The organism is Frischella sp. Ac48 (assembly GCF_019641635.1).
GTDB lineage: Bacteria > Pseudomonadota > Gammaproteobacteria > Enterobacterales > Orbaceae > Frischella > Frischella japonica.
The window spans coordinates 316,131-340,802 of the sequence record NZ_JAETXP010000001.1; the positions used below are offsets into that span (position 1 = coordinate 316,131).

The window sequence follows — 24,672 nt, forward strand, 5'->3', positions numbered from 1 at the left end:
GTTTCACCAACCTATCAATCAGAACAGAGACAATAACTATCGACTTGTTTAGGATTTGTCTTACCTAACCAATCTTTAAATCCAGAGCCAATTTGAGTTTCTACAATAAAAACTTCCCGTAAAGTTAATGAAAATTCTGCTGACATACTATTTTTTTGTGCACTACTAATAGATGTAATCATCATATTTTTATAACGCTTCATTTGTGTTTCTAAGGTTAAAACTTTCCCAGAACGTTGGATTTTTAATAACAATTCATAAGCGTGAGCAATTCGATCACTTTCGCTCATATCTAAAGAGACTGGATCGTAATCAGGCAGAAAATCTGCTGTTAAACGATTATTAACTCTATAATCATTATCATAAGTCGAGGAAATTTGTTTTACCTTCAAATTTGCTATGGCAGACATTATTTGAACTTCTATGGATGATTTATATTCCACCTCTAAGAACGCTTCACTTTTGGTTAAAAGCATCTTAAACGGAGGCGTATAACCTACAATAATGCCTGTAAGCGTAACTTCTTTTGGCTGTAATATGGCATGATCATTAATATTTGTACCGTTTTCAATTGGATTTTCAGTCAAATTTAAATTTGATGCATGCTGTACTATCGTAACAGCGTCGAAATCAAAGCAGCCAAAAGAATTACTTAGCAACGCACCACTATGATTATTCGATGAATTTAAGATCGTTTCAAAAGCCATTAATAGACCCCCATTGCCGTTCTAGCATTATTATTAGCATCAATAATTTGTTTAATTAGTTCATTGCTGGCTTGACTAACCGCTGCTTTGGTATCTTGAGCATTAATGACAATATTATTGTTAATATTACCTTGATTGACGGTATTAGATATATTTTTTCTGGCACCTTTTTGTGATACGGCAGCGACTGTCTGAAAATCAATTATGTCAGTAGTAGTATAACCATTACGATTGTTTTTTGTATCATCCGATGTTAAACCAAAACAAGATAAAACCCCTTTTATATTATCTGATACACTGTCAATTATTGAAGTAAATTTACCTTTACCCCACCCTCCTAAACGGCTAAGTAATGACATTAAATTACTACCCATTTGCAAAAAACTTTTACTAATTTTATTCACAAACGAATTAGTGTATTCATGACAAGAATCAAAGAAATTGCTAACAAATTTCCAGGCAGCTTTAAATGGAGAACAGATATAATCAAAAATACGCCCAAAACATGAAGCTATAGATTTAACCACTGTTACAGCAGCATCCCAAAGCACATCAAAGAGTGTTATAATACCATCAATGGCTCCAGAAAATAGGTTGGTAATACCAGTCCATAAATTCTTAAACAATGACCCTATCCATTTACAGACGATTACAACGCCTTTCCAAAGCAAGCTGTAATACGACACAATACCATCTATCGCGTAATAAAATATCCTAATGACAGCAGCCCACAACTTTTTGAAAAAAGCACTTATAGGTTTAAACGCTGATACAATATCATCCCATAATTTAGAAAAAAATGATTCAATTGCCGACCAATTATCATAAATAAGGTACGCGGCAAGCGCTATAGCAGCAATAATAAGCAATATTGGATTAGCAATCAAAATTGTAGTTAAAGTTTTAAGTGCGCTACCTATCATTAAAAAGGCCGTTTTTACCACTGAAGCAACCACGGTTATTGAAGTGGCTACACCGGATATAAGCAATGAAGCCAATCTTAATGCTACAACGGTAAAACCTTTAAATATGCTTATCAAAAAAGAGAAACTCGGACCTATCAAAGTTTTACACACTGAAGCGATAGTGGTTAAACTCCCACCAAGTATCTGTAATGAACTAAAAACTAATTTTATAACATTAAATAAACCTATTGCCCCTAAACTTAGACCAGCCAGACCGCCGATGAATGTTCCTAGACCAAGTAAACAGTCTTTAATTGGTTTAGGTAATAAATTAAAAAGATCATGCAACATGTGAACTGTGCTTACTAATGGTTTCCAAAACTCACCGAATGTGCTATCACCTTTTTCCAGATAAGTCATTAAATCATCGAATAATATAAGCAATCCTGTTATCAATCCAATTACCACACCAATCGGACTAAATAATAAATGTCGATTAAATATAATCCATGCTGCAGTTAAAATTGTTAAGGTATTTTCCCAACCAATCGTCGCGGTAATAATTTTATCAATGTATTTTATTGCCCTACTAACTGCATGGAGAATCGTGCCAATGCATTTCACTAACACAGCAATTCCATGCGCAATTAATTCCTTATTCGCTTTTAACCAATTATGAAAATCATTAGCAATTTCAATAATTATTGGCGCCAAATCTAATGCAATCTTAGTACAAATACTATCAACTGCGACGCCAAGCGCAGACATGGTTTTATTATATCTTTCAACTAGATAAAGTTGACAACAAGTTATTTTGAATAATACATCTTCTTCATTAGCAAGTTTTTTGGCATTGTTAATCGCTTCATTAAAAAATGATGCGATATTTTTGCTAAATTTAACAATATTTTTTATAACACTTAGCGTTGATTTAAGTAAATTTAGTTTCTTTTTTAGTTCTTTTGAGTTTTGTTTATCGTCGTCTTGCTTGCTGGTACTAGCAGGTGTTTTCTTATCATTTTCCTTTTTTATAATATTAAGTGCTTTGTTATCATTGGATTTATTATAATGCTGGCATTGCTGTTGAACATTATTAACAACTTTAACCATCAACTGAATTGCAACCGCTATTTTAATTGCTTTATATGAATCAAATCCAAGCTTAATCAACATTTGATCAACATGCATTGTTACCTCTTACTCATTTCTGCTTCTGTTATTGCCATTTCAGCTATGACCTCATGCATATCTAACACATCATCTAACGAATAAATGGTTCTGAGATCATTTAAGGTAGTAAATCCTTTTACTACCGGTGTCCAAATAAACCAATCTACATCGCTAAATCCGCTAGATTGTCCAAGCTGAGCGTACTTACTTTGGATGCGAGGCCATTTGGTAAAAAACCCAAAAAATGAAATTTTAACCCTTCAAATAAAAATTGGAGATATTGATCGCGATGCTCATTAAAAAAACTTTCCGCTTCGTTATCTTTTTGTAATAAAAACTTTTTACCATTTTCATCAGTGACAACGGTATGTTGAGCTATAAATTTTTCTACCTCATTCATTTCTTGAGAATTTAAATTTGATAAAAGTTGCCCAATATCAAAATCGGTTTTTCCCTCAGATGCAAAACAGCCCTTTAAAAGGGCTGTTAATTTAAACGCTTCTGTTCTCGCTACCATAAAATTCGCTTTACGAAAGCTATAAGTGCAATTACCAATAATTTTATCTTCACTTTGCATCTTTATTTACCTTCAGTTAATTGAAAATCGGCGGTAATCGCTTTTAATGTCCAAGTATTACCATTATGAGAAGTACCACGTGCAATAGTTGGTGGTGTTGTGAACCAAGCATCGGTAATAGTGATCTTATCGCCATTACGTAAGTCTTCATAAACAATTAAATTAGATTTCGATGAACGTGAATTTTTAACTTGATTATTACGTAAATCATTTAATAATTTATTCGCTTTTGCATGTTGTAAAATCTTGATGGTGACCGTTGCTCCTTGATTACAAGAGTGAATAAATACACCATCTCCATTGGTACCAAATGTGATATCACCATCATCACCGTTTGGGGCGATTGATATTGCATCCTGTGCATTTTCAAAACCAGTAATTTGTTCACCATTAATTGTTAATACTGCATCAGATAAAGAAAATTCCATTATTTACTCCTAAATATTGTATTTAATAATAATATCAACACTATGACCGGCTCCAGCTAGTTTGAGTGCAACATTAATAGGCATCATTTTGCGCGCATTTCGATCGCTGATATCTTGGGTATCAAAACTATCTGAATAGAAGTAATAACCTGATTCTAAAATTTCACCATAAACAAGATCACCAACATTTTCCCCTGACCATTTACCTCGGCCTAAAAAACCATTATTTTTAAATTGTTCACCAATAACTGCCAGACTAGCCAGCAATACTGCTTGTCCTTCATCTGTTTGTGGTAACTTTGAGGAGCGACCTTGAAGTGTATTGAAGGCCTGAATTTGCGCTGCGTTGGTAAATGCATCTAAGCCAGTGATAATATCAATGAATGTCCCACCTAACATTACGCCTTCTGCTAACATATTGACACCAGAATAATCGGTATAAAAATTAATACCTAATCGACGACATTTTGTGGCTTCATTAAGCGTGATCTTATCATCACTACTGACACTATTAAGTTGTTTAAATTTAACTGTTTTAGCGGTATTCAGTCCGGTCCAAACTGTTGATAATGCAATTGCCATTAATTCAACACCGGCAAACTCATTCCCGGTATTGTTGTATTGCACCATTAAGCGTCCGCTATTTTTTTGCGCTATTTTTTTGAGAATATTGTTATCTGTATATTCAAGGTTAGCTTCACGCGTTTCAGTAAAGCCTAAAATTTTTAAATCCGCGCTCACAACCCAATCGTGGGCTTCTAGCAGTTCACTATCTGTAATTACATTAGCAAAATAGGCACCATACCAATTCTGATATTTATTCTGTAAAGCTGTCATGGCGTCGCTAATGCTTTCTGCATTATGAGATGTTGCATCGATACCTTTATAAAGGGTAGCTTTACCATCAACAAGATTTAAATACTCTCCAATGTAAGTACCATCATGTTTAGCATCATAGACATAACCCATATTTAAGGCGATATCTGAACCAGGTTGTGTTGCCTGAAGAATAAAGCGATGACCTTTTTCATCAAAAATGATTTTAATCTGATTATTTGTTGCTTCACTTACGGCATTATTAATCACATTAGCTACCATCGCTAATGATGACACGGTTGAAAAAGATAAACCTGAAATATCTATAACTTTTTCACCAAGCGTAAAACTAAAATAACCATTATTAATGGTTTTATATTTTACATAATCAATTGAAACAGTAGATCCAGCTAATTTTGCTTCCGTAGCAGCTATCGCTAAATCTGACTTAACATATTTTGCAATCAATGCGGTTTTTAATCGTGGTCGAGCTGAAAAAAGACTTTTTGCCGCCTGATATACACGTGAGTGACTACCAAAACGATTAGCAACATCATCTGCTGATGAAACCATGACATGACGACAATGTATATTCTTAAAGTCATCGCACATTTCATCAGTGAAAAGTGCAATAACACTTAAGTCGCGTTTAGTCGCTCCTTGGGAAGATTGTTCAAGTGATACATTAACAATTTGATTAATTGATAAACTCATTTATTTACCTCTGTTATGATTTGAACGCTTTCGCCTATATAGACGTCCGCTTTAAAAATATTGCTGATTGAAAAAATTAATTCGACTTGTACCTGTTGTGGTTTTTCTGTGGATAGAGTATTTATTGCTGATGAACGTAAAAACCCGATCTTCAATTGCCTTTGCCATTGTTTCATGAATGATAAAGACATCGATGAAATAAGTTGGCTAATCAGTTGAAAGGCCCGACTACCATAAGCATTAACGGATAATACTAATTCATTGACACTATGAATGATTTCAACTTCATTATCGCTGTCATAGGTTATTTGTGAACCTATTTCAGTTTGTGATAATGCTAAAACTGTCATGCATTCTTGATAATGACTAATATCAATTGAATTAGCTGCATCAATGACTAAATCATCGGGTAATGACAAAGCAACTGCTATCATCTTTAATATGCCTTGCATATCTAATTGTTGCACGGTTGTAATAGTCATAATGACTCCATATCAAATTGGTCCTTATTTGATTTTTTGTTGATGAGATTGGTTGATTGTTAAATGGAACACAACAAATGATATCGGTTGATTTTTGTTAGTGATAAAAAGCAAGATTTACAATTTTCTCAGTTTGCAAATCAAAATTAATCAGGATATTAAGGCAGTTATGCTATAAAATTAGCTATTGACGATTAATGATTTTTTTTATGGCGTGTTTATCCTCATTACATTTTTCAATTACATTGAGCAAATGTTCGTTATAGTTAACACTATCACCAAAAGTCATCATTTTTGATGGTATGTTTGGCAAACAGTCAGTTAAAAGGCTCTCTGGTATCGGCCGATTGACGTAAACTTTTCGCTCGCTGGTACAAGCGGTTTGCAATACCATCAGGCACCAACTGACCAGCACAATCATTATTCTTGAGTAGTTCATTAATTTGTTCCTGTATCGCTAATGAATGATTTTCAAGTTCACGTTTAGCCAGCTCATTGTTAGCTATAATTTGATTGCTAATCATTGCTTGTTGTTCAAGCTGTGTAATTTGATTTGATAGTTCAGTGACTCTTTTATTCGCTGCTCTTTCATCTTGCCAACTATTATAGGCAATATAACTTAGCATTAAGCAAATTGCTGCGCTAATAACAATCTGTTTATTATTCATTGAATAAATCTTCTTCAGCTTGTCGGCGTCGAATTAAGCCTGCTAATATAATATTGCCTGCCCTATTCCAGCGCTTAAATTGTTCTGCTGCTCCCACATAATCGCCAGCATTAAGTTTGGCTAACAACGTTGATTGATTAAATGCTGCTACGCCAATATTAAAAACCAGTGAACATAATGCATCGAATTGATTTTGATTAAGTTTAACTTTGACTAGTCGATTGATTGAGCGTTCCACTTGATATAAATCTTGCATTAAAAAACAATTAGCTTGTTCATGGCTGATCCTATCATTCTGTTTGACGCCCCTAGTGTGACCATAACCGATAGTCCATTTTTTAGCCGAACATAAATAAGCTTTCAGCTCTAATGATTCAAAGCTTTTGATGAGTTCTAAGCCTTTTTCGCTGATAATCATTACTCACTTCCTTTTGCTTTTTTGATCAAACGTTCTTCCAGCGTTTTTATTAAGCTTGCGCCTGACCAGCCGGCTAAACCAGCAACACCGCCGGCAAATTCAAATTCCCAATTAAAATAGCTGGCAATAAACACGATAAGTAAACCGGAAAAAATAGAAATGAAAATTTGCGCGATTAATGACCATAATTGGAATGTATCGCCGTTCAAAAGGCGATAACAGTAACTTGCTAAAGAACCAAGTAAGGTCACAATAAATAAATAAACAACAACAACCCAGTTGATGTTGTCGGGATCTTTGATTGGCATGATTTCACCTGAATAAATCTGTATAAATGAAAGATAAAGAAATGCTTGTGTTCTAATATGAAATTAATTGAGTATTTTGTTTTATTATGAATTTAAAGGCAGTAGCATTAGCAAAAAATGATTTATCATTTGTCATGTTAATTTTGAAATATGCTTTGCTTGCTCTATTAAAATATTATCTTTAGCAGACGATGTTTTATGTCTTTAAAGCAAATGTAAATATTAAATGAATAATTTATTGATGATAAATGGATAACATATTAAGTTATCAACATAAAAAACCTAAAATATTAACGATCATTGCTATTTCCTTGTATGTTTAATCAAAATGGTTGAGATATTCTATTATTTTATAACCGCCTCAAATAGACACTTTAGTTGACAGCTACTTTTCAAACATGCTTATTTTAAGTATTTTAAATTGTTTATTATGGTATAAATCAAATTTACAATATTAACTATCCGTTTTTAGTCATAAAAAAAGCCCGACAATTTTTGTCAGGCTTATGTAAATTTTTTTGACTTGATTAATAAATCGTAAAAATAAGATAAAATATTTGAGATGTACAGTTATGCTATTTAAATAAATTAATAGATCTAATTTGATAGAGAAATTACTAAATTAAAATTTGCGAAAATCGAATAAAATCTTTGCTATGCAAAAAATGTTAGGTAGCTGATAAATGAAAATACTTTCTGAGAGTGTTTAGATTAAATTAGTAGATGTTACCTATATTAACTAAATTTTTTTCCCACGTCAATAGTATTACAAATTATTTATCTAAATTATCAAAATTCGCTAATTTACTAACAATAAAGCTATCAAATGCTCTAAGTTTACGATGAATAGTGCTTTTTGATTGTTCTAACACTTCCGCGATTTCACATAATGTTAATCGCTGACTCCAGTCTTTGCCATCAATCACTAAATCGATACCTTTATAATAATATTCAGCGATTTTTTGCTGTTCTCTCAAACTTTTCTGTTTAGAATTTTTAGCTTCTAACATACATTGATCAATGAATTCAATTTCATTCTCAACAAATATCAGTGTTTTTTTTGGATATAAATCTCTAAACATAGAATTGATCGATTTAAAACCACTGCGACTGGAATAAGCGTTACAAATGCCCCACATTTTTAGCATCTCTATAGCTTTAGTTAATAAGTTATCTTGTTCAAATTTTTCAAATAATCGTTCTTGTTGTTGAAGGTATTTGAGTAGACTCGAGTTATTAATTATTTCAAATTCAGTCTGAGTGAGCAATTTCATTATTTATCTCCTATAAAAATATTCCTTACATAAATACTGTGTATTTATACAGTTATTGTTACATAAAAATTTTATTTTAAAAAGGTGATAAATGGATTAATTTTGAAAATTTAACATTACTTATAATTTATTGATTTTATGAAAATAATACTATCAAACAGACATGATAACCGTTAAAATTTAATCGAAGATTTTTTTCCTTATCGTGACAAAAAAATTAACTTAAAAAAAGTATATCGTATTATTTATCTTGATATATTCAACATTACTCTTTTTTTATCTACTTTAAACATCTCAATTTAACTGAAAAAAACTTATAAAAAAACACTGCTTACAAAGCATTTATTGCCGTACTATTAAATCATCCAACCAACAAGGTAATAATAAAAATATCTTATTTAGTATAGATTAAAAGCCTCAGAGCCTAGCTCTAGGGTAATTTGCAGAGTAACCAATGACAGGATATCTATCGTAATAATAAAATATTAGGGTATAAGCTTAGCAAAGTCTGAATTAGCACTTTGCCATTTGAGTGTTAAGAGACATGGATAAATTGACGTATTAACAATGAATGATGGATTTAAATAAGACAACGCAATATTACGACTAAATATAATTAAAGCTAATTTATTATTTAATTATTAGCCATAATAGACATGAATAGCTTCATATAAGCAATGATTTATTCGTATTCGATTATCACGCCCTTAGATTTGAGAAATTTAATGAAATACCCAGTATTAAAATGTTCGTGATTGGTCTCGTGATAGTATTTTTCAACCATATTGATATTCTGACCTAAGGTAACTTTCTCAATAAAATAACTATCTACATTACTAGATTCATAAATGCCAAGTATAATAAAACTATTCTCATTTTGCCAAAATACTGCCTCTAAAAGTTGCATGGTTCCAAACCAATTTATAAGCTTGTGCGTTTTCAGTTTTCGATCAACTAAATAAATTTCTTGGCAATCATCTCTCCCAGCCCAAAAATAATCATTTCCCTTTTTATAAACTTCTTGGAAGTCTATATATTTTTGCTGGCTAGGTGAATAATCAAACATTTGTGGAATATAAACATCGTCAGTCTCTGGATCAAATTCTCTAAAATAGATTCCCTCATCAACCACTGTATTCTCATATTGATAATTCTCTCCAAGATAAAAGGTTGAAATATCCAAGTTATAAAATTCAAGCCAATCTTTGATTGTCGGTTCAATGTCTTTGATTGCTGAAGTTGATATTTTTCGTTTTGCTTTTATCAACATATCCTCTTGGCTAGTATTATCGGGACTAAGTGATTTAAATTCATTCGCTAATACTGAATGCGTAAATTCGCTATTTAATATTAAAATAATCAATATAAGTGAGAAATATTTCATAGCAAGAAAATTGTTGAGTTTAAAGACAATAAAATTATACCTATTGAAGCATATCATAAATCATTTAGTTTAGTTTTGTTTAGTCATATAAGTTAAATCGATAAAGATCAGTGATAAATAAGTATATTTATTCTTAGTAACATGACACCTTGTTATGCCACTAAAATATACGACGACTGGCTATTGCATATATTAAACGAACCATTTTATTAACGAAAAGCGCAAAAGTATGACTTGCCATGAGCTAAATACAAATTAATATTAGATTACCTAACTAAACAAGCCAAGCTTGCTAAGTGAGAAAAATTTCATTAGTAGAGTTATATGTATTGGAGCCGATGTAATTAAATATAATTGATATTGTTGGTGTCGGTCGTATAGTTGATTTTTCATCATAGTGTGACTCGTGAACAGGGTTTAGAACAATATTGTCAAAACGGCCATACTCAAACCTTTAATGATGCAGATCGTCGTGATAAATTAACTACTTTTGACAGTCATTCGGAAAAGATTATTGTTTTTGATAGATTCACATTAAAAATCCCTGATAGCATGCAAACCAAAATACTGCACCACAACTATGTGCTGGTATTAAAAATTAGTCACCGCTTAAACGTTGTTAAGTTGGCAAAAATAGTCCGTACAGCAGAAGTCGGACTAAGTAGATTTGATCATATGGCGTTTAAAAATGCTAAAGACCTTGACGCACAAATCACCTATTCACACCTTCACCTTATATATCTAAGGATACGATTCGATTAGGAGATGATCATATGATTTTATCAACAGATGAAAGGTAAAGGATCGCCGTAATAAATATATTTGCATTCATTATTGATATCATTCCTAATGTATAGGATATCAACCCTTATATTTCAACCTTAGCTCTATATGAATAATTTGTAACAGATGTGATTGATTTTTCTACAATACACCTTGAAGTGAAAATACATTGTATTCATTCGTAAATTATATGGTCAAGGTTTCATTTTCGATTATATTAGCGAACATAGTTAGAGTGATTTAATTTAGCTTGCATGATGCTGTATTCGTAAATCCTTTATTGCAGCTAGAGGAATTAAAGCACTGCATTCTTCCCAAGTAAGCTCCCCGTTTATGTAATCATCATAAGTTGAAATTACATTAATACCCGGATACTGACCTTCTAAGCTGATAATAGCCAGAGCTTGTTCGATATCGTGTTTTCTTTTTTCTCGTTCTTGCACAGAAATTTTATGTTTACCATAAGTCATTATTTTCTCGCAGCTCCAGAATGTGAAATACATTAAGTACTATTTATCATGATAGTCATTAATTGTCAATAGGCGAATGATCATATCATATTATATGATCATTAACCTCTTAAGGTTTAGATCCTGTTACATTTTTTAATTCTCAAAGAACAAAACTTAGGATGATTATAAATAATCATCCTATTTAATCTTTGCTACAAATTACACATTATTAATGATATTGAATATTCTGGGTATCATCATGAACCAAAAATAGACAAGTATCACTTAATAACAGGGCACGTTGCAAACGCAGTCTATCTTGCTCGTTAAGAAAATTAATACATGCAACCACATAACTACAATTTTTACTTTGCAAAGCTTTTTCAATGGTTGATATTAAGTTTTCATGCTTTAAATTAGCCAAATGAATAACTTTTTGCTTATCCAAACCCGCAAAATGAATCCATGAACGTTTTAACATAGGCCTATCAGATAACCATAGTTGCCATTTTTTTGCTTTATTAAATTTCCGTAATAAAGGACGCTGTTGCTGTAAAAGCTGTTGAAAAGGTGTCTCAAAATTAACAATCATTAGTTGTGGTGTAGTGAGTTCAATAAACATAATAGCCTCAACACTGTAAAAATATACAGCTATATATTAATACAGTACTTTAATATTGTAAACTTTAAAGAGAAATTTTAAGAGATTAAATTTTTAGATTATTGAATATGAAATAAAATACTCAAAACACAAAGACTTTAAAAAATGAACTCCATGCCTATTGATTGATTTATTATAACGATTCAGCCCATTACAAAACTTGATATTGACTCATTTTATGACATAGAATTATTAAAATACCCTTTAAAAAACTACCAGAAACTTTCAAAGTTATAAATTAATCTATCCATTTTGCAAAAGTGTTAATAAGCAATTTGATATAAAAAAATATTTTTGGATAGACTTATAAAGGAGAATTTTTTTCGCCTATTATGTTTTTTTTAGGCAAAATTATTTTAATATGTCTTAAAATAGTATTGAACACTAAGTATAATCTGTTATCAAAACCTTTAATAATTAACTTGATGCCTATTATTACACTATCAATTAAGGTTATTCCGAATGTTAAAAAAAATAATATTGCTTTTGGTTTTGACTGTTTTTTCATCATCTGTTTTTTCATTTAATAACATCAATACTGTAATTGAAAGTTTAGAAAATAAAACTGAAAAAAAATATATCAATGAGCTTACTCAAAAAGATCTTACTATCATACCGTCAATCAAGCAATTGGCATCCATTTATATTGATTTAGCAGATGAGATTCAAAAAATAGATTGCTATCAATTACAAAAACTTTATAAGCTCCTTTTGAATGATGAAATTAACAATATTAAAACAATTATAAATGAACAATCTTATTTAAATGACATTGAAAATATAGAATGCCAAGCACCAAGCGAAAATACAATACAATATATAACACATAAATTGCATGAAAAAGCGATCACTTTATATACAATGGCAATTATTAATGGCGATCTTGATTCTATCTCAGAATTAGTAAAACAAGGTAAAGTCGAAAGAATTCCTACCTCTCACTTTAGGAACTTAATTACCTATTTGGAAAAGCATAGTTTAGATACCAATCATTATGCAATGTTTTTAATGGGTCAATTGTATCTCAATAATCTTGTTTATACTGATAGCCGATTAGAAAAAGCTAGAAAATTATTTGAACAAATAATGGATATAGATTCTCAAGAAGTATTATATTTCATTGCGTTGGCTAAAATAGAAGAAACTATTGAAAAATTATATTTCAGTATAGACGAAAATAATCATCTTACACCATCAGAGCAACGCTCTGACTCGGCCAATGATGATAACATAATTGAACTGATCGTAAAAATGGCCAATCTTAATGATGTGCCAACTTTATTATATTTGAGTTATTATTATAGTGATACGGCAATTAATCAATCACTCACCTATTTTAATAAAGCTTGTATTATTACATCTTCAGAAGCTTGTATTGTCTATGCTGATCATCTCAAGCAGAAACCAACACAACAAGAAATATATACCTTATTACAAAAATTTGATAAAAAAAATCCTGACTTTAATACCGCTGTCGCTATTGGCAAATGGTATGAAAATGAGCATAAATATATTAATGCCATCAATTATTATTCCTATGCTACCAATAAAGATCCCAAATTATTACTAAAAATGGCTGAATTATACAGTAAGATTTATCGATATGGTTATACCTATATAGAGAATAATATTATGAATTATAATAGAATTAATCTGTGTTATATTAAATATTTAAGCTATTTTGATGATGTCGACATAAAATATGCGATCTATTTAAATTATCAGAAAATTAGTCAATTACGTTATGACCCAGAAGATGAGCAAAATGCTTTATTTTGGCTTGAAGCCTCAGCAACAGATGGTCATAAAGAGAGACAATATGAGATTGCAGAACACTATAAATGGGGTAGATTCAGCGAAAAAAATTATTCAAAAGCCGCATATTGGTATAACCGATATTGTACAGATAATCCAATAAAAGAGACGCCAGATTACTGCCAAGCATTTACAAAAATAAATTCCATCCCACATTTACAAGAAAATGCCGATAATGGCGATATGGAAGCCCAATATCAAATGGGCACAAACTTAATTAAATATACCCAACTTTACAAGATTGGGGAAAATTACTTAAAAAAAGCCAAGGACCAAGGACATTTTGACGCAGGAATTGAGCTAATGATTTATCGTCCCTTGATCAATTTTAGCGGATAACTAATTGAAAAATATACTATTCCATTAACTTAAAACGATAAAAGGAGCACGCTCAAATACTGTTTATATAGCAGTAACTCATTGTGTTCACAAAAACAATAGCATTATAAAAATTTGAAAAGCTGTTCTAATTGATATCATTAGCCATTTTAATTTTCACTTAATTGTCGCTTTTGGGATGATCAAATAACCAAGAATTTATTAAAGCTAATGGCTCTCTTAATAGTGCTCTGTATTTGTCGCGATTGGCAAGATCTAATGGTGCAGATAAACCTGACACCTTATCAATTCCTGAACGTTTGGCCAACATTATTGAACGTAACAGGTGAAAATCGCTAGTTATCACTACTGTACGACCTAAAGGTAAAATATTATTAGCATAGATAAATTGTTGAGCCGTACGAGCCGATTGATCTTCAATATAAATTCTTGAGGAATCAATACCGTGTTTCTTTAAATAATCAGCCATTACACTTGCTTCAGTAGCCGATTCATCTTTACCTTGTCCACCACACACTACAACGTTTGATTGTGGATTATTTTGTAAATAAGTTACGGCAATATCTAAACGTTTTTTCAACGTCGGATGAGGTCGCGCAGGCGTTCCAATAACTTTTGCCCCTAATACAACCACCGTATCAGCATTATCGATAGGCTGTTGCTGGGCATAGAGATAGATTACAAAGTTACATATTATTAAATAGGCTAAAAGCATGATTAAACAATTTTTGATTAATTTTAAAATTTTCATTTACCAAAATCCCTCTTTATAACTATGTCTAACCATGATCTTTTGCTATACCTTATATCATAATTATAGTATAACCCATAACAAATCAGCATAAAAATTTGTTAACTAACAACCTAATAATCATAAACAATTCTTGGCGATAATTACCCAAACCTTCGCCGTTTTACCTTGTTCATAATTGCTTTCCCTTGGCTGTATAAATGAAAATGTATCTACGATGCCATCATTCAGCGAAATATCCGTTTTAACCAGATCAGCGGTAATATATTTTTCGTTCAAGTAATTTATTATTCAAATAAATCTTATCAATATAAATTCCGTGTTTTTCGGTAAAGTGATTGAGTTCACTAATATTTTCTCTAAATTGAATAATTAATGCTTTAATAGAAGGTGCTTTTACATATACTATTTTTCCAAAATAGTGAAATAATACTGATTTTTTAGTTGAAAAATACGACATATACCCAGTATTTTTACTTATTAATAACTAGTATCAACAAGTTAAATATACGCTACTACCATAATATTGATAAACGTATTGCCTACCTTTTTTAGTAATCTAAGGATTTACTGATTTCTTTTCTGTTAATTCTCTGAGTAACTGTGGCTGGCTTATTTTCACGGTAATGATGATGAAATTATTCTAAATGAGTGGAATCAAAGTGCTCGATATTTAAAAATAAACGAGAAAAAATAACATAATTAATATTGAAATCATTATATGCTAAGGAGCAAAATATAAACTTATAAGTATCTATATTCTCGCACTAAATTAGATTGGTCTGTTAAATAAGAGTTCAAAATAGTTAGTAATACACTTATGCAAAATGATTAACAAATAAAAGTTAATTTGCGGAAATTAAAATAACTATTTTTTTAAGCTTATGTATTTACTTAATATATAAAGATCTTCTTTAGAATGTTTATACTGAACTAGAGATAAAATAACTAACGGGGTTTATACCTCTTTTTATTTTAATGATCTCTTTAATAAATCAGTTTTTCCTACCAACTTATTCATTCCTTTCGCTTTTCAAGATATGATGTACGTTAAAGTTCGTCTTACTTCGTTTTTATGATTATGCGTGAGTGTCGTTTTAATCACATCAAGATTAAATTTGACTCCCTTCATTGTGTTACTAGTGATAGATCATTAAGCCATGCACCGCTAATTGAGCATCATCGTTGAAGCGCTTTAACTCGGTATTTGCAGTTTGAAGATAGAGGGGTTCATTGTTAATAATGAATCTTATATTGTTACTCAGTATGCTCATTAAACTTAATAACCATTACAATCCCTTTTAGCCTCCTAATTTAAATTAGGGGGTTAAAATCAAATCTGTAATGTCTAACTTTTATTGTTATGAAGATTTTAAATTGAGATCTACTTAATACTATTTTTACTCTGTTTCGTTTATAATAAAATTAAAAAAATACAATACTGCATAGGAAAATTAATGAATGACAAAACGAATAGCAGTCATTGATGATGAAACAAATACTGGTGGTCGTATTATTACAGCCTCTGGAAGTAGTTTTTGTGGTACTAACGGGATAGCGCTATTAGGTGATATAGCAACCTGCCCGAAGTGTAAAAGCTCCGGCAAAATTATTGAAGGAACTAAAAATATTATCATTGATGGTAAACCTGCTGCTTACGATGGATGCATCATTGCTTGTAAATGCTCTCCCATTGGGAGTCATAGAATTATTGCCACTAAAAGCACCATGTTTATTGACACCTTAAGCAACAACCAACCAAATTTATATCAATCATCATTCGTCGAAAATAAACAGCCATTTAACAAAAATGTATCGGATAAATGGATTGGTTTCCAACTTCCTTTAGACAAAGATTACTCAGGTCTGAGCTTTGTTATTACTCTAGATAATGGTCAATTATTAAAAGGCTGCTTCGATAAAAATAATAAAGCAAGGATCCCGATTGATACAGAATGTGATAATGCAAAAATAAAAATTGAGAATTTAAAATACTTGGAAAATGATAATATTACATCAAGCATAACAGAAACTTTATTAAAAAACATATTAGGTTAATTTTTATGGTTATACAATTATATACAGAAATACCAGGCCAATACCCTGTAGGAAAAGAACATTTAATCGATGAGCAAGATCAGATATTAGATAACGCGATTTCTGCACTAAACAATACTGCAATGAAATTCTCAAAAGATGCGATCAGCGATTCACAAGTAAGGCAAAATTATGTGAATAACATTAGAAGAATGTCACAAGAAGTCAGAGAATTAGTTAACTCTAAACAATTAACGGTAAAAGATGGTGCAGAATTTTGTTATAAAATGAGAAATCAAATTATGGCGGAACATAGAAAATTCACATCAACTCATGGAGTGGCAATAGCTGAAAAATATAAGAAAGCCCCCCCAGTTTTAAATAATTTATTAGATGAATATGCGCAAAGAAAGTTTAAAGTGAATTTCCAAGATCTTACAAGATTACAGAAAAATACTATTTATTATGAATTAATTGAATCTTCCGGTCGGAATAATATAAATTTTAGCACAAAAGTGAAGCGATTAAATGTTTTAGGTAAAGTCGGTATTTTAGTGACTGCATCCCTTGCCACCTATGAGATACTTAATGCCCAAAATAAAACCAAAGAAACTATAAAGCAAGGTCTTGGAATCGGAGGAGCTTTTGCTGGGGGCTGGCTTGCCGCATTAGGCGTATCATCAATATGTGGTCCTGGAGCTCCATTATGTGCATTAGCTGTTGTCTTTATTGGTAGTATTGGTGGTTCTATGATTGGTTCCGCTGTTGCTGATAGCCTTGATGATGAAATAGAGGAATTTACTAAATGGAATATATTTTAAATGAAGAAAAACTTTACATTGCTCTTTCTGATCTATTTGTGGATAAAAGGATAGATTATAGCTATATAGCTTCCATTGCAAAATTATTTCCTACATCCCATGTTGAATATGTTTTATTTAATTATGTGGCACCTGCTTGCTATTATAATACTGTGGTCCCAGTTCCACCCGTTTGTTGGTTTTTTGATACAGATATATTGATTAATAAAATTTGTAACATCAAAAAAAACGAAAATGATCCGATTAATAAAGCTAAAATGTATCTACTCTCTATCTTTTTTAAGTATAAATTTAAACATGAATGGAAAACATTAAAAAATTTATTATGATTTCTTCAATTCCTTGTTTGAATAAAACTCGTTAAGTTTAAAAGAATTTTATTTAATGTCCTAAATATTAAGTGCACCATTAATTCACAGCATGAATATATACGTCTATTATTGATAATACAATACCAATTAAATGGTATCCATTTTATTTAACTATCTGAAACTCAAAACAAAAAATAAATAATTCTTGCATTATTTTTTCAATGAATTACGGACTTTAATAAGCTGGAGGCAGTTAAATTATTTTATAATAAATTGATTAATTGAATAAAAATATTTAAGTTTTTATGTTCCAATTTAGGAATAAATTAGGGAAATGAGTTGTTTTTACTATACATCGTTTTATCATAGATGAGTAAGTCACTATAATTTATCTTTTTTATCTAGGTAAGCTATTTTGACCTTGAATTTTTTTGTTAAAAAAAAGCCAGCTAATTGGAGAAAATAATAATTAACTGCTCTATGAAGTCATGCTAGTATCATATCCTTATGCATAATGTTAAATAGTAAAATTTATATCATAATGAGTAATAAAGAAATATTAGTTATTGATCTATTTGCAGGTCCAGGAGGATTGGGTGAAGGTTTTAGTTCGTGTACTCAATACGATGGTAGAAAAGCGTTTAAAATAGGCGTTTCGGTAGAAAAAGACCCAGCAGCACATAAAACTCTAATCACTAGAGCGCTATTTCGTCAATTATCTAATCACCACCAATCTCTTAAAGATTATTATAATTATGTACAAAATAAAATTACTAAAGAACAACTAATTCAAAAATATCCTAATGAATTTAATCAAGCTTTAGAAGAAACATTGTATGCACCACAAACTTTAGGTGAAAATAACCAGCTTATTCATGCAAAAATAAAAGAGGTAGTTGCCCGTCATAAAGGGCCTACAATTGTAATTGGAGGGCCCCCTTGTCAAGCCTATTCTTTAGCCGGACGCTCTCGTAATGCAGGCAATAAGGATTACAAAGCAGAAGACGATCACCGTCATTTCTTATACAAAGAGTACTTAAAAGTATTGGCGATTGTCAAACCAGAAGTGTTTGTAATGGAAAACGTTAGGGGAATTTTATCGGCTAAAGTAAAAGATACGCTAATATTTCCTGAAATACTGAAAGACTTAAGAAATCCTAGTGCTGCAACTAATACACCTGATATGCTAGGTTATAGAATTTATTCACTGGTCACTAAAACCAACGATCCTTTTAATCCTGAATATGATAATCTTTCTGATTTTTTAATTCGTTCTGAGCTTTATGATATTCCCCAAGCAAGACATAGAGTCATTTTATTAGGTGTCAGAAACGATATAAAAGCAATACCTGATATATTAACTCGTTCTGAACATTATCCTGTAACAGTGAAAAGTATCATTGATGATTTACCTCCATTAAGAAGTGGTCTTTCTAAACAAAAGGATACTGAAGAGTTATGGGCTAAAACCGTTTCCTGTCATATAGCCCAGTTAAAAAAACTATTGGAAAAAAAATATGACAAAAATGTATTAGAGTCACTTAAACTTGAACCGCGAAGAAAACTTCCGCGGCAAAGTAGCCAATATGATTGTGAAAAGATAACGTTAATAGAAGAACCAATTAAAAGCTGGTTGTTAGACAAAAAACTACAGTGTGTACTAAATCATGAAACAAGAGGACATATTGAATTAGACCTGTTGCGTTACGCTTTTTGTTCGATTCACGCGTTACTCAATTATGGTACTTCACCGAAATCTAGAGATTTTCCAGCGGAACTTGCCCCTATGCATGCAAACTGGCAAACTGGTATATATGCAGATAGATTCCGCGTTCAATCAGCAAATAATTTTGCGACAACTATAACCAGTCATATTTCTAAAGATGGTCACTATTTTATTCACTATGATCCAACACAATGCCGTAGTTTAACAGTTCGTGAAGCTGCACGTTTACAGACTTTCCCTGATAATTATTATTTTGAAGGAAATAGAACTCAGCAATATATTCAGGTAGGTAATGCGGTTCCTCCTTTTTTGGCTAAACAGATTGCAGAAATTGTTTTGAAATTATTATCATGACTTTATCTAAATAATTTTTTAGAACTATAATATTTTATTTTACTTCACATTTTAGGGTTATTTGCATAAGGAATTAAAATAATGTCCAATAGAAAATTAGAACTAAGTTTTGACCCAAATACAATTCAACATTTGGGAGTCTCTCTCTATTCTCAATTACCAAGCGTTTTATCTGAGTTAATTTCTAATTCATGGGATGCTGATGCTGAAAATGTTTCAATTGAATTTCAGGATGATGGTTCACATAAAACAATTATTTATATAGATGATGGACATGGAATGACTTTTGATGAACTTAACACTAAATATTTAGTTATAGGCCGAAATCGTCGACATGATTCTGATATTTCACCAAAAGGACGAAAACCAATTGGTAAGAAAGGATTAGGTAAATTATCCGTTTTTGGTATTAGTGATATAGTTACTGTTGAATCTGTAAAAAATGGTTTTAAAAACAGCTTTACAATGGATTTAAATTTAATTTTGAGTTCAAAAGATGGTAAATATAATCCTGTTATAAACTTTATAAACGATCCTGTTACGGTTCCTAATTACACCAAAATTATATTGGAAAATATTCGCAGAAAATCATCCTTTGATATAAATGATATATCTTCAAGCCTCGCAAAAAAATTTATTATTTTTGATAAAATTAAAGTTTCTTTGAAAAATTCTTCATTATCAAAACCTCTCGTTATTACAAATGAATCAAAATTTGAAGATTTAGAAACCCAATTTGAGTGGATTTTTCCAGAACAAAATCTAACAAAAACAGATTATATTAATAAAAATAATATTGTAGGTAAAATCATTACATCTAAAACACCAATTAAATCACCAGATATGCGTGGCATTTATTTGACTTCGAGAGGAAAAATTGTAAATCAGGCTGATTTTTATGGAGCACGTGATAATGATCAATTTCATAGTTATGTAACGGGATATTTGTCAATTGATTTTATTGATGAAGAGCATATAGATCTGATTTCAACGGATAGACACTCTTTAAATTGGGAAAATGATCTTACTAAAGAATTAAGAGTATATTTACAAGATATAATAAAAAAAGTTGGTGCAGAATGGAAAAAAAAACGGTCACAGATAAAATCTAATGAACTAAAATCAAAGAATATTGACGTTGATAAATTTTATAATGATCTACCTAAGTATGAAAAAGAATTAGGCCAAAAAATCTTAACTCCAATATTGTCAGCACCAAATATCGATAATGATATAGTTGAGAATGTTGTAAAAAATGTTATTGCTAAATTTGATAATAAAGATTTTAAAGAATATGCTAATGAAATTGTTCAATTAGATATTAATGATAGTCATAAAACTGAGTTAATCCGTTTATTAACTGATTGGCGAATTGTAGAAGCTAAACAGTACGCAGCCCTTGCAGAAACAAGAATACAAGTTATAAACCAATTCGAAAATTGTATTATTAATGATACGAAAGAAGTACCCACATTACACAATTTTCTTAAAGATTTTCCTTGGCTAATAGATCCCAGAATTTTAGAATTTCAAGATGAAGTTCGTTATTCACAAATATTGAAAGAAAACTATCCAGATGGTACTTTAGATGAAAAAAATAGGAGAATAGATTTTCTATGTTCTAATTTATTAGGTCAGGTATTGTATATCGTTGAAATAAAACGTAGCCGTTATGAAATAGATGAGAAAGCATTAGAACAGGCGTATGAATATCAGGCTTTTATCAAAGAATATTATTCAACAGATACATCTATTTCAAATGTTGTATGCTATGTTATCGGTGGGGCGAAAAAAACGGATTGGAAAACAAAAAATAAATTAGAAACATATCGGAAATCAGGTGATGTTTTTGCAAAAACTTATGAAGAGTTATTACAACAATCTAAAGTTTATCATAAAGAATTCATAGATAAATACAAAGAATTAAATATAAGTTAATTCTTTGTTAATATTGATATAATATATTAACACGTTAAAGGATTTTTTGATTTTCAGAAGCCGCTAATGCCTCAATTTTCTGCTAATTATTTACCGAGACTGTTGATCTTGTTTTATTGCTAGGCATTAGCTCTTTACTAGTTAATTTCCTGTTCTCGGTGATTTCCAACCAGTAAACGTTTTTTATCGTGTAAAGTGTAAGCGTGCCGTGAGCCGTGCATTTTATTGAGTCCGACTTTTTAGTATTGTCCGCAATAGATATTGTTTCTATTCACATTTTTTAATTCGCAATACCCAAATTTTCTTTCTATAACGAGAGGACCAAATCCGTTTAGCCTCTACACCTAATGCATTGGCAATAATCAGCTCGCCTTTTGTCCATGGGCGAACAAGTGCGTTAGAGAGCGTTGAAGGTGCATAGCCAGATTGTCTAGATAACGCAGATAGCGTTGTTCCTTTCTTTTTCAATGCAGCAATAATATCGGCAGGATGCCAGTCTTGTTTCATCATAAGTATCTACCTAACTATTTTCATTAAACAACCTTAATGATCCTATTTGGGGATAATTAAGTAAATGATAGATATTCGATTTTAGAATTTATTTAGAAACGTAATTATGACGTCTATTTATTCTGAACAATATCAATATCTAATTAAAACATTACGAGAATCGCGTACAGCTAAGGGAATTACTCAAAGACAATTAGCCTAAGCATTAAATCGTTGCCAATCTTTTGTTGCAAAAATCGAAATGGGGAAAGAAATCTAGACGTTGTTGAGTTTGTTCTAATCTCAAGATTATTAGGTTTAAACACTAATCAAATTTTAGATAATATTTATAAAAATAAGAAGCCAATCATAAATAAAAATCCGTTTTGGGATAATCCGAAAATTGGATGATAATTGATAAATAAAAATCACTGAGAAAATCTATGGCATCCATCTACTCGGAAAAGTATCAATTTGTAATTCATACACTGAAAGAAGCAAGAATTAAGCAAAACATAACCCAAGAAAAACTAGCACAAGCATTAAATCGGCCACAATCTTTTATTGCCAAGGTTGAAAGTGGAGAACGCCGTTTAGATGTGGTGGAGTTTGTGCATATTGCTCGATTACTTTCACTCAATCCTGAAGCTGTAATTAAAAAGATTAAATAAAATGGCGGGTACATATGCTCATCAGCCTGTGATGATGAAGCTTTAGATAACTTTAATCGCTCTGTTTTACAACATCTTCCTCTTTATGGAGCCTATATTTGTCGGGATATGTTTGCTACGTTGCCGTATAACAATAAAGCACTTAGTAAATATTCACATATTATTCATTTTGCTGCTGAGTATAATGAGATGTACGTTATGCCAGATGATTGGCTAGAAGAGTTTGAAAACTTATTAATGTTTTTATTTGCAATCCTTGCTGTTATTTCACCCAACTATTGGTACTTTTAAATTACGTTATACGTAGTATCAGATATATGTAAGATCTACGATTATTGTAACCTTAGGCAATTCATCTCAGAAGGCTGTATAAAGAATAAAAACAAATATCGTTCTATATTTTGCTTAAGATTGAAGCATATCAGACTTGAGCGTGGTTTATCGCAAAAAGAACTAGGTAAATTAGCTGGAATTGATGAATTTGTCGCAAGTACTCGTATTAATAGGTACGAACAAGGGGTTCATGAAGCAAGTTTAGATACTGCCGGAAGATTAGCTGAAGCTTTAGATATACCACTAGCTTATTTGTACGCGGAAGATGATAAATTGGCTGAAATGATTTTGAAATATGAAAATAACAATTCATTAATTAAACAGAATTAATTTATGTCTCAACAGAAAAAAAAGAATGCGAAAAATATATCAAATAAAAATTTAGGGACTTATCTTTCTATATTTTCCGTTATGATTTCTATTATAGCCGTATACTTTACTTTTCAACAAAACTCATTGACAAGAGAACATAACCGCCTTTCTGTTATTCCTCATATCAATTCATATTTTTCGGATAATAGGGATGAAGAGTTATTTGGTGTATATATAATTAATAATGGGTTAGGGACTGCAATAATTAAGGATTTAGAGGTTTTTGTTAATGGTAAGGAGATTATTGGAGATTCAGAGGTTAAATTTTATCTGGCTATCCAAAAGCTCGGTTTGGATGAAAGTTGTTTTTATATTTTGACACCAAGAAATGGTGACACAATGGCTATTAATGAAGAATTGGCATTGATAAAAATAAAAAATAGAGCACCTAAATGTGCTATTGCGCAAACATACCTTTTTCATAAAGGAATTAGCTTTAACTACATCATATATTATGAATCATTATATGGTGAAAAATTTAAATATACTTACTTAGATAATGAGCAGGTGAGACTGTAATATTTTAAAAAAGCTATAATAGGATAGAGCACTTAAGTTTTCACAAACCCGTTTCCCTCACCAAGTCATCAGCTCTTTACGCTTGTTTTAAATAGGTTGAACGATTATAGGCGCGCCTGACTTTATTTTTGTCGTTATGCGAGAGATAAAAGCATGAACTCAATCTAGATTCTGTCTTGAAAGTTCATAATTAACCAAATAAGACCCCATCAAGTTACTTTGTACAGTCACTAATGCTTGAGTATTATAATCAGAATATTTTTTATCATTAAAACAGAGAAAGAATCTTTGTGATGTAAAGTGATCTTGTATTTTGATGCTTTCATCACTGTAAATTAATTTTTGACCGCTCTTTCAAAATTCAACTTAGGTTACATTTATTGTTATCTGCGATTAATAGATCTTAATGGGGATTAATGATAGTAAAGAAAACTTTAAATCTTTTATTT

At 30.9% G+C, this 24,672-nt stretch carries 25 protein-coding genes and 1 pseudogene; 11 read left to right on the forward strand and 15 right to left on the reverse strand.

Going from position 1 to position 24,672, the window contains the following annotated elements; all coding sequences use genetic code 11:
- Positions 1-14: 14 nt before the first annotated feature.
- From JMI89_RS01445 to JMI89_RS01495, 11 genes are all read right to left on the reverse strand, one after another.
- Positions 15-707: a phage baseplate protein gene (locus tag JMI89_RS01445; protein WP_220679129.1), complete on the reverse strand. Its 693-nt coding sequence runs from the start codon at positions 705-707 to the stop codon at positions 15-17.
- Positions 707-2,800 (reverse strand): hypothetical protein, encoded by a 2,094-nt coding sequence (locus JMI89_RS01450; protein ID WP_220679130.1) that lies wholly within the window; start codon positions 2,798-2,800, stop codon positions 707-709. Before JMI89_RS01450 ends, JMI89_RS01445 begins: the two co-directional genes overlap by 1 nt.
- Positions 2,801-2,945: 145 nt before the next feature.
- Positions 2,946-3,359, reverse strand: coding sequence for a putative phage tail assembly chaperone (locus JMI89_RS01455; RefSeq protein WP_187755746.1), 414 nt, complete (start codon positions 3,357-3,359; stop codon positions 2,946-2,948).
- 2 nt (positions 3,360-3,361) lie between these two features.
- Entirely contained in the window at positions 3,362-3,787 is a 426-nt protein-coding gene (locus JMI89_RS01460; RefSeq protein ID WP_187755747.1) for a phage protein, read from the reverse strand.
- 9 nt (positions 3,788-3,796) lie between these two features.
- The gene (locus JMI89_RS01465) at positions 3,797-5,317 is read right to left on the reverse strand and encodes a DUF3383 family protein (protein ID WP_220679131.1); all 1,521 of its coding nucleotides are present in this window, start codon (positions 5,315-5,317) and stop codon (positions 3,797-3,799) included.
- Positions 5,314-5,799, reverse strand: coding sequence for a hypothetical protein (locus JMI89_RS01470; protein ID WP_220679132.1), 486 nt, complete (start codon positions 5,797-5,799; stop codon positions 5,314-5,316). Before JMI89_RS01470 ends, JMI89_RS01465 begins: the two co-directional genes overlap by 4 nt.
- A 317-nt stretch (positions 5,800-6,116) precedes the next feature.
- The gene (locus tag JMI89_RS01475) at positions 6,117-6,467 is read right to left on the reverse strand and encodes a hypothetical protein (RefSeq protein ID WP_220679133.1); all 351 of its coding nucleotides are present in this window, start codon (positions 6,465-6,467) and stop codon (positions 6,117-6,119) included.
- A complete protein-coding gene (locus tag JMI89_RS01480; protein ID WP_187754935.1) occupies positions 6,460-6,885 on the reverse strand; it encodes a lysozyme in 426 nt (141 codons plus the stop codon). Before JMI89_RS01480 ends, JMI89_RS01475 begins: the two co-directional genes overlap by 8 nt.
- Complete coding sequence (locus tag JMI89_RS01485) at positions 6,885-7,193, reverse strand: phage holin family protein (protein WP_187754937.1); 309 nt, start codon at positions 7,191-7,193, stop codon at positions 6,885-6,887. The genes JMI89_RS01480 and JMI89_RS01485 overlap by 1 nt, the downstream gene beginning before the upstream one ends.
- 773 nt (positions 7,194-7,966) lie before the next feature.
- Positions 7,967-8,467: a hypothetical protein gene (locus tag JMI89_RS01490; RefSeq protein WP_187754932.1), complete on the reverse strand. Its 501-nt coding sequence runs from the start codon at positions 8,465-8,467 to the stop codon at positions 7,967-7,969.
- A gap of 682 nt (positions 8,468-9,149) precedes the next feature.
- Positions 9,150-9,851 carry a hypothetical protein gene (locus JMI89_RS01495; protein ID WP_220679134.1) on the reverse strand — a complete coding sequence of 234 codons (702 nt, stop codon included), beginning with the start codon at positions 9,849-9,851 and terminating at the stop codon, positions 9,150-9,152.
- A gap of 399 nt (positions 9,852-10,250) precedes the next feature.
- On the opposite strand from JMI89_RS01495, the gene JMI89_RS01500 reads away from it, so the two are divergent.
- Positions 10,251-10,613: a hypothetical protein gene (locus JMI89_RS01500; protein WP_220679135.1), complete on the forward strand. Its 363-nt coding sequence runs from the start codon at positions 10,251-10,253 to the stop codon at positions 10,611-10,613.
- 266 nt (positions 10,614-10,879) lie between these two features.
- Here JMI89_RS01500 and JMI89_RS01505 read toward each other — a convergent pair whose 3' ends face one another.
- Entirely contained in the window at positions 10,880-11,104 is a 225-nt protein-coding gene (locus JMI89_RS01505; protein ID WP_220679136.1) for an antitoxin VbhA family protein, read from the reverse strand.
- A 211-nt stretch (positions 11,105-11,315) separates the two neighbouring features.
- Complete coding sequence (locus JMI89_RS01510; RefSeq protein ID WP_187754928.1) at positions 11,316-11,708, reverse strand: SulA-like leucine-rich domain-containing protein; 393 nt, start codon at positions 11,706-11,708, stop codon at positions 11,316-11,318.
- A 501-nt stretch (positions 11,709-12,209) separates the two neighbouring features.
- Between JMI89_RS01510 and JMI89_RS01515 the strand changes: the two genes are divergently transcribed.
- Entirely contained in the window at positions 12,210-13,901 is a 1,692-nt protein-coding gene (locus JMI89_RS01515; protein WP_220679137.1) for a tetratricopeptide repeat protein, read from the forward strand.
- Positions 13,902-14,061: 160 nt separating this feature from the next.
- Here JMI89_RS01515 and JMI89_RS01520 read toward each other — a convergent pair whose 3' ends face one another.
- Complete coding sequence (locus JMI89_RS01520) at positions 14,062-14,652, reverse strand: YdcF family protein (RefSeq protein WP_220679138.1); 591 nt, start codon at positions 14,650-14,652, stop codon at positions 14,062-14,064.
- Positions 14,653-16,113: 1,461 nt separating this feature from the next.
- Between JMI89_RS01520 and JMI89_RS01525 the strand changes: the two genes are divergently transcribed.
- The 5 genes from JMI89_RS01525 (at position 16,114) to JMI89_RS01545 (ending at position 21,839) form a co-directional block, all read left to right on the forward strand.
- Entirely contained in the window at positions 16,114-16,710 is a 597-nt protein-coding gene (locus JMI89_RS01525; protein ID WP_187754925.1) for a PAAR domain-containing protein, read from the forward strand.
- 5 nt (positions 16,711-16,715) lie between these two features.
- Positions 16,716-17,510, forward strand: a complete 795-nt coding sequence (locus JMI89_RS01530; protein WP_187754924.1) for a hypothetical protein — start codon at positions 16,716-16,718, stop codon at positions 17,508-17,510.
- Positions 17,495-17,839 (forward strand): hypothetical protein, encoded by a 345-nt coding sequence (locus tag JMI89_RS01535; protein WP_187754923.1) that lies wholly within the window; start codon positions 17,495-17,497, stop codon positions 17,837-17,839. Before JMI89_RS01530 ends, JMI89_RS01535 begins: the two co-directional genes overlap by 16 nt.
- A 523-nt stretch (positions 17,840-18,362) precedes the next feature.
- The gene (locus tag JMI89_RS01540; RefSeq protein WP_220679139.1) at positions 18,363-19,901 is read left to right on the forward strand and encodes a DNA cytosine methyltransferase; all 1,539 of its coding nucleotides are present in this window, start codon (positions 18,363-18,365) and stop codon (positions 19,899-19,901) included.
- An 81-nt stretch (positions 19,902-19,982) separates the two neighbouring features.
- Positions 19,983-21,839 carry an ATP-binding protein gene (locus tag JMI89_RS01545; protein WP_220679140.1) on the forward strand — a complete coding sequence of 619 codons (1,857 nt, stop codon included), beginning with the start codon at positions 19,983-19,985 and terminating at the stop codon, positions 21,837-21,839.
- A gap of 267 nt (positions 21,840-22,106) precedes the next feature.
- Here JMI89_RS01545 and JMI89_RS01550 read toward each other — a convergent pair whose 3' ends face one another.
- Positions 22,107-22,349: a helix-turn-helix transcriptional regulator gene (locus JMI89_RS01550; RefSeq protein WP_220679141.1), complete on the reverse strand. Its 243-nt coding sequence runs from the start codon at positions 22,347-22,349 to the stop codon at positions 22,107-22,109.
- Positions 22,350-22,455: 106 nt separating this feature from the next.
- On the opposite strand from JMI89_RS01550, the pseudogene JMI89_RS11990 reads away from it, so the two are divergent.
- From JMI89_RS11990 to JMI89_RS01565, 4 genes and pseudogenes are all read left to right on the forward strand, one after another.
- Positions 22,456-22,739 (forward strand): annotated as a pseudogene (locus JMI89_RS11990) (helix-turn-helix domain-containing protein).
- Positions 22,740-22,771: 32 nt separating this feature from the next.
- Positions 22,772-22,999, forward strand: coding sequence for a helix-turn-helix domain-containing protein (locus JMI89_RS01555; protein WP_220679142.1), 228 nt, complete (start codon positions 22,772-22,774; stop codon positions 22,997-22,999).
- Between the two features lie 369 nt (positions 23,000-23,368).
- Entirely contained in the window at positions 23,369-23,662 is a 294-nt protein-coding gene (locus JMI89_RS01560) for a helix-turn-helix domain-containing protein (RefSeq protein WP_267333776.1), read from the forward strand.
- A gap of 3 nt (positions 23,663-23,665) precedes the next feature.
- A complete protein-coding gene (locus tag JMI89_RS01565; RefSeq protein WP_220679143.1) occupies positions 23,666-24,223 on the forward strand; it encodes a hypothetical protein in 558 nt (185 codons plus the stop codon).
- The last annotated feature ends 449 nt before the right edge of the window (positions 24,224-24,672 follow it).

Bases quoted from the DNA above. Each gene is read 5' to 3' on its own strand.
- JMI89_RS01515 (WP_220679137.1), top strand. From the start codon at position 12,210: ATGTTAAAAAAAATAATATTGCTTTTGGTTTTGACTGTTTTTTCATCA.
- JMI89_RS01475 (WP_220679133.1), bottom strand. From the start codon at position 6,467: ATGAATAATAAACAGATTGTTATTAGCGCAGCAATTTGCTTAATGCTA.
- JMI89_RS01540 (WP_220679139.1), top strand. From the start codon at position 18,363: ATGAGTAATAAAGAAATATTAGTTATTGATCTATTTGCAGGTCCAGGA.
- JMI89_RS01490 (WP_187754932.1), bottom strand. From the start codon at position 8,467: ATGAAATTGCTCACTCAGACTGAATTTGAAATAATTAATAACTCGAGT.
- JMI89_RS01495 (WP_220679134.1), bottom strand. From the start codon at position 9,851: ATGAAATATTTCTCACTTATATTGATTATTTTAATATTAAATAGCGAA.
- JMI89_RS01525 (WP_187754925.1), top strand. From the start codon at position 16,114: ATGACAAAACGAATAGCAGTCATTGATGATGAAACAAATACTGGTGGT.
- JMI89_RS01465 (WP_220679131.1), bottom strand. From the start codon at position 5,317: ATGAGTTTATCAATTAATCAAATTGTTAATGTATCACTTGAACAATCT.
- JMI89_RS01450 (WP_220679130.1), bottom strand. From the start codon at position 2,800: ATGCATGTTGATCAAATGTTGATTAAGCTTGGATTTGATTCATATAAA.
- JMI89_RS01535 (WP_187754923.1), top strand. From the start codon at position 17,495: ATGGAATATATTTTAAATGAAGAAAAACTTTACATTGCTCTTTCTGAT.
- JMI89_RS01520 (WP_220679138.1), bottom strand. From the start codon at position 14,652: ATGAAAATTTTAAAATTAATCAAAAATTGTTTAATCATGCTTTTAGCC.
- JMI89_RS01485 (WP_187754937.1), bottom strand. From the start codon at position 7,193: ATGCCAATCAAAGATCCCGACAACATCAACTGGGTTGTTGTTGTTTAT.
- JMI89_RS01455 (WP_187755746.1), bottom strand. From the start codon at position 3,359: ATGCAAAGTGAAGATAAAATTATTGGTAATTGCACTTATAGCTTTCGT.
- JMI89_RS01510 (WP_187754928.1), bottom strand. From the start codon at position 11,708: ATGTTTATTGAACTCACTACACCACAACTAATGATTGTTAATTTTGAG.
- JMI89_RS01480 (WP_187754935.1), bottom strand. From the start codon at position 6,885: ATGATTATCAGCGAAAAAGGCTTAGAACTCATCAAAAGCTTTGAATCA.
- JMI89_RS01445 (WP_220679129.1), bottom strand. From the start codon at position 707: ATGGCTTTTGAAACGATCTTAAATTCATCGAATAATCATAGTGGTGCG.
- JMI89_RS01545 (WP_220679140.1), top strand. From the start codon at position 19,983: ATGTCCAATAGAAAATTAGAACTAAGTTTTGACCCAAATACAATTCAA.
- JMI89_RS01470 (WP_220679132.1), bottom strand. From the start codon at position 5,799: ATGACTATTACAACCGTGCAACAATTAGATATGCAAGGCATATTAAAG.
- JMI89_RS01460 (WP_187755747.1), bottom strand. From the start codon at position 3,787: ATGGAATTTTCTTTATCTGATGCAGTATTAACAATTAATGGTGAACAA.
- JMI89_RS01565 (WP_220679143.1), top strand. From the start codon at position 23,666: ATGTCTCAACAGAAAAAAAAGAATGCGAAAAATATATCAAATAAAAAT.
- JMI89_RS01555 (WP_220679142.1), top strand. From the start codon at position 22,772: ATGGCATCCATCTACTCGGAAAAGTATCAATTTGTAATTCATACACTG.
- JMI89_RS01530 (WP_187754924.1), top strand. From the start codon at position 16,716: ATGGTTATACAATTATATACAGAAATACCAGGCCAATACCCTGTAGGA.
- JMI89_RS01505 (WP_220679136.1), bottom strand. From the start codon at position 11,104: ATGACTTATGGTAAACATAAAATTTCTGTGCAAGAACGAGAAAAAAGA.
- JMI89_RS01550 (WP_220679141.1), bottom strand. From the start codon at position 22,349: ATGATGAAACAAGACTGGCATCCTGCCGATATTATTGCTGCATTGAAA.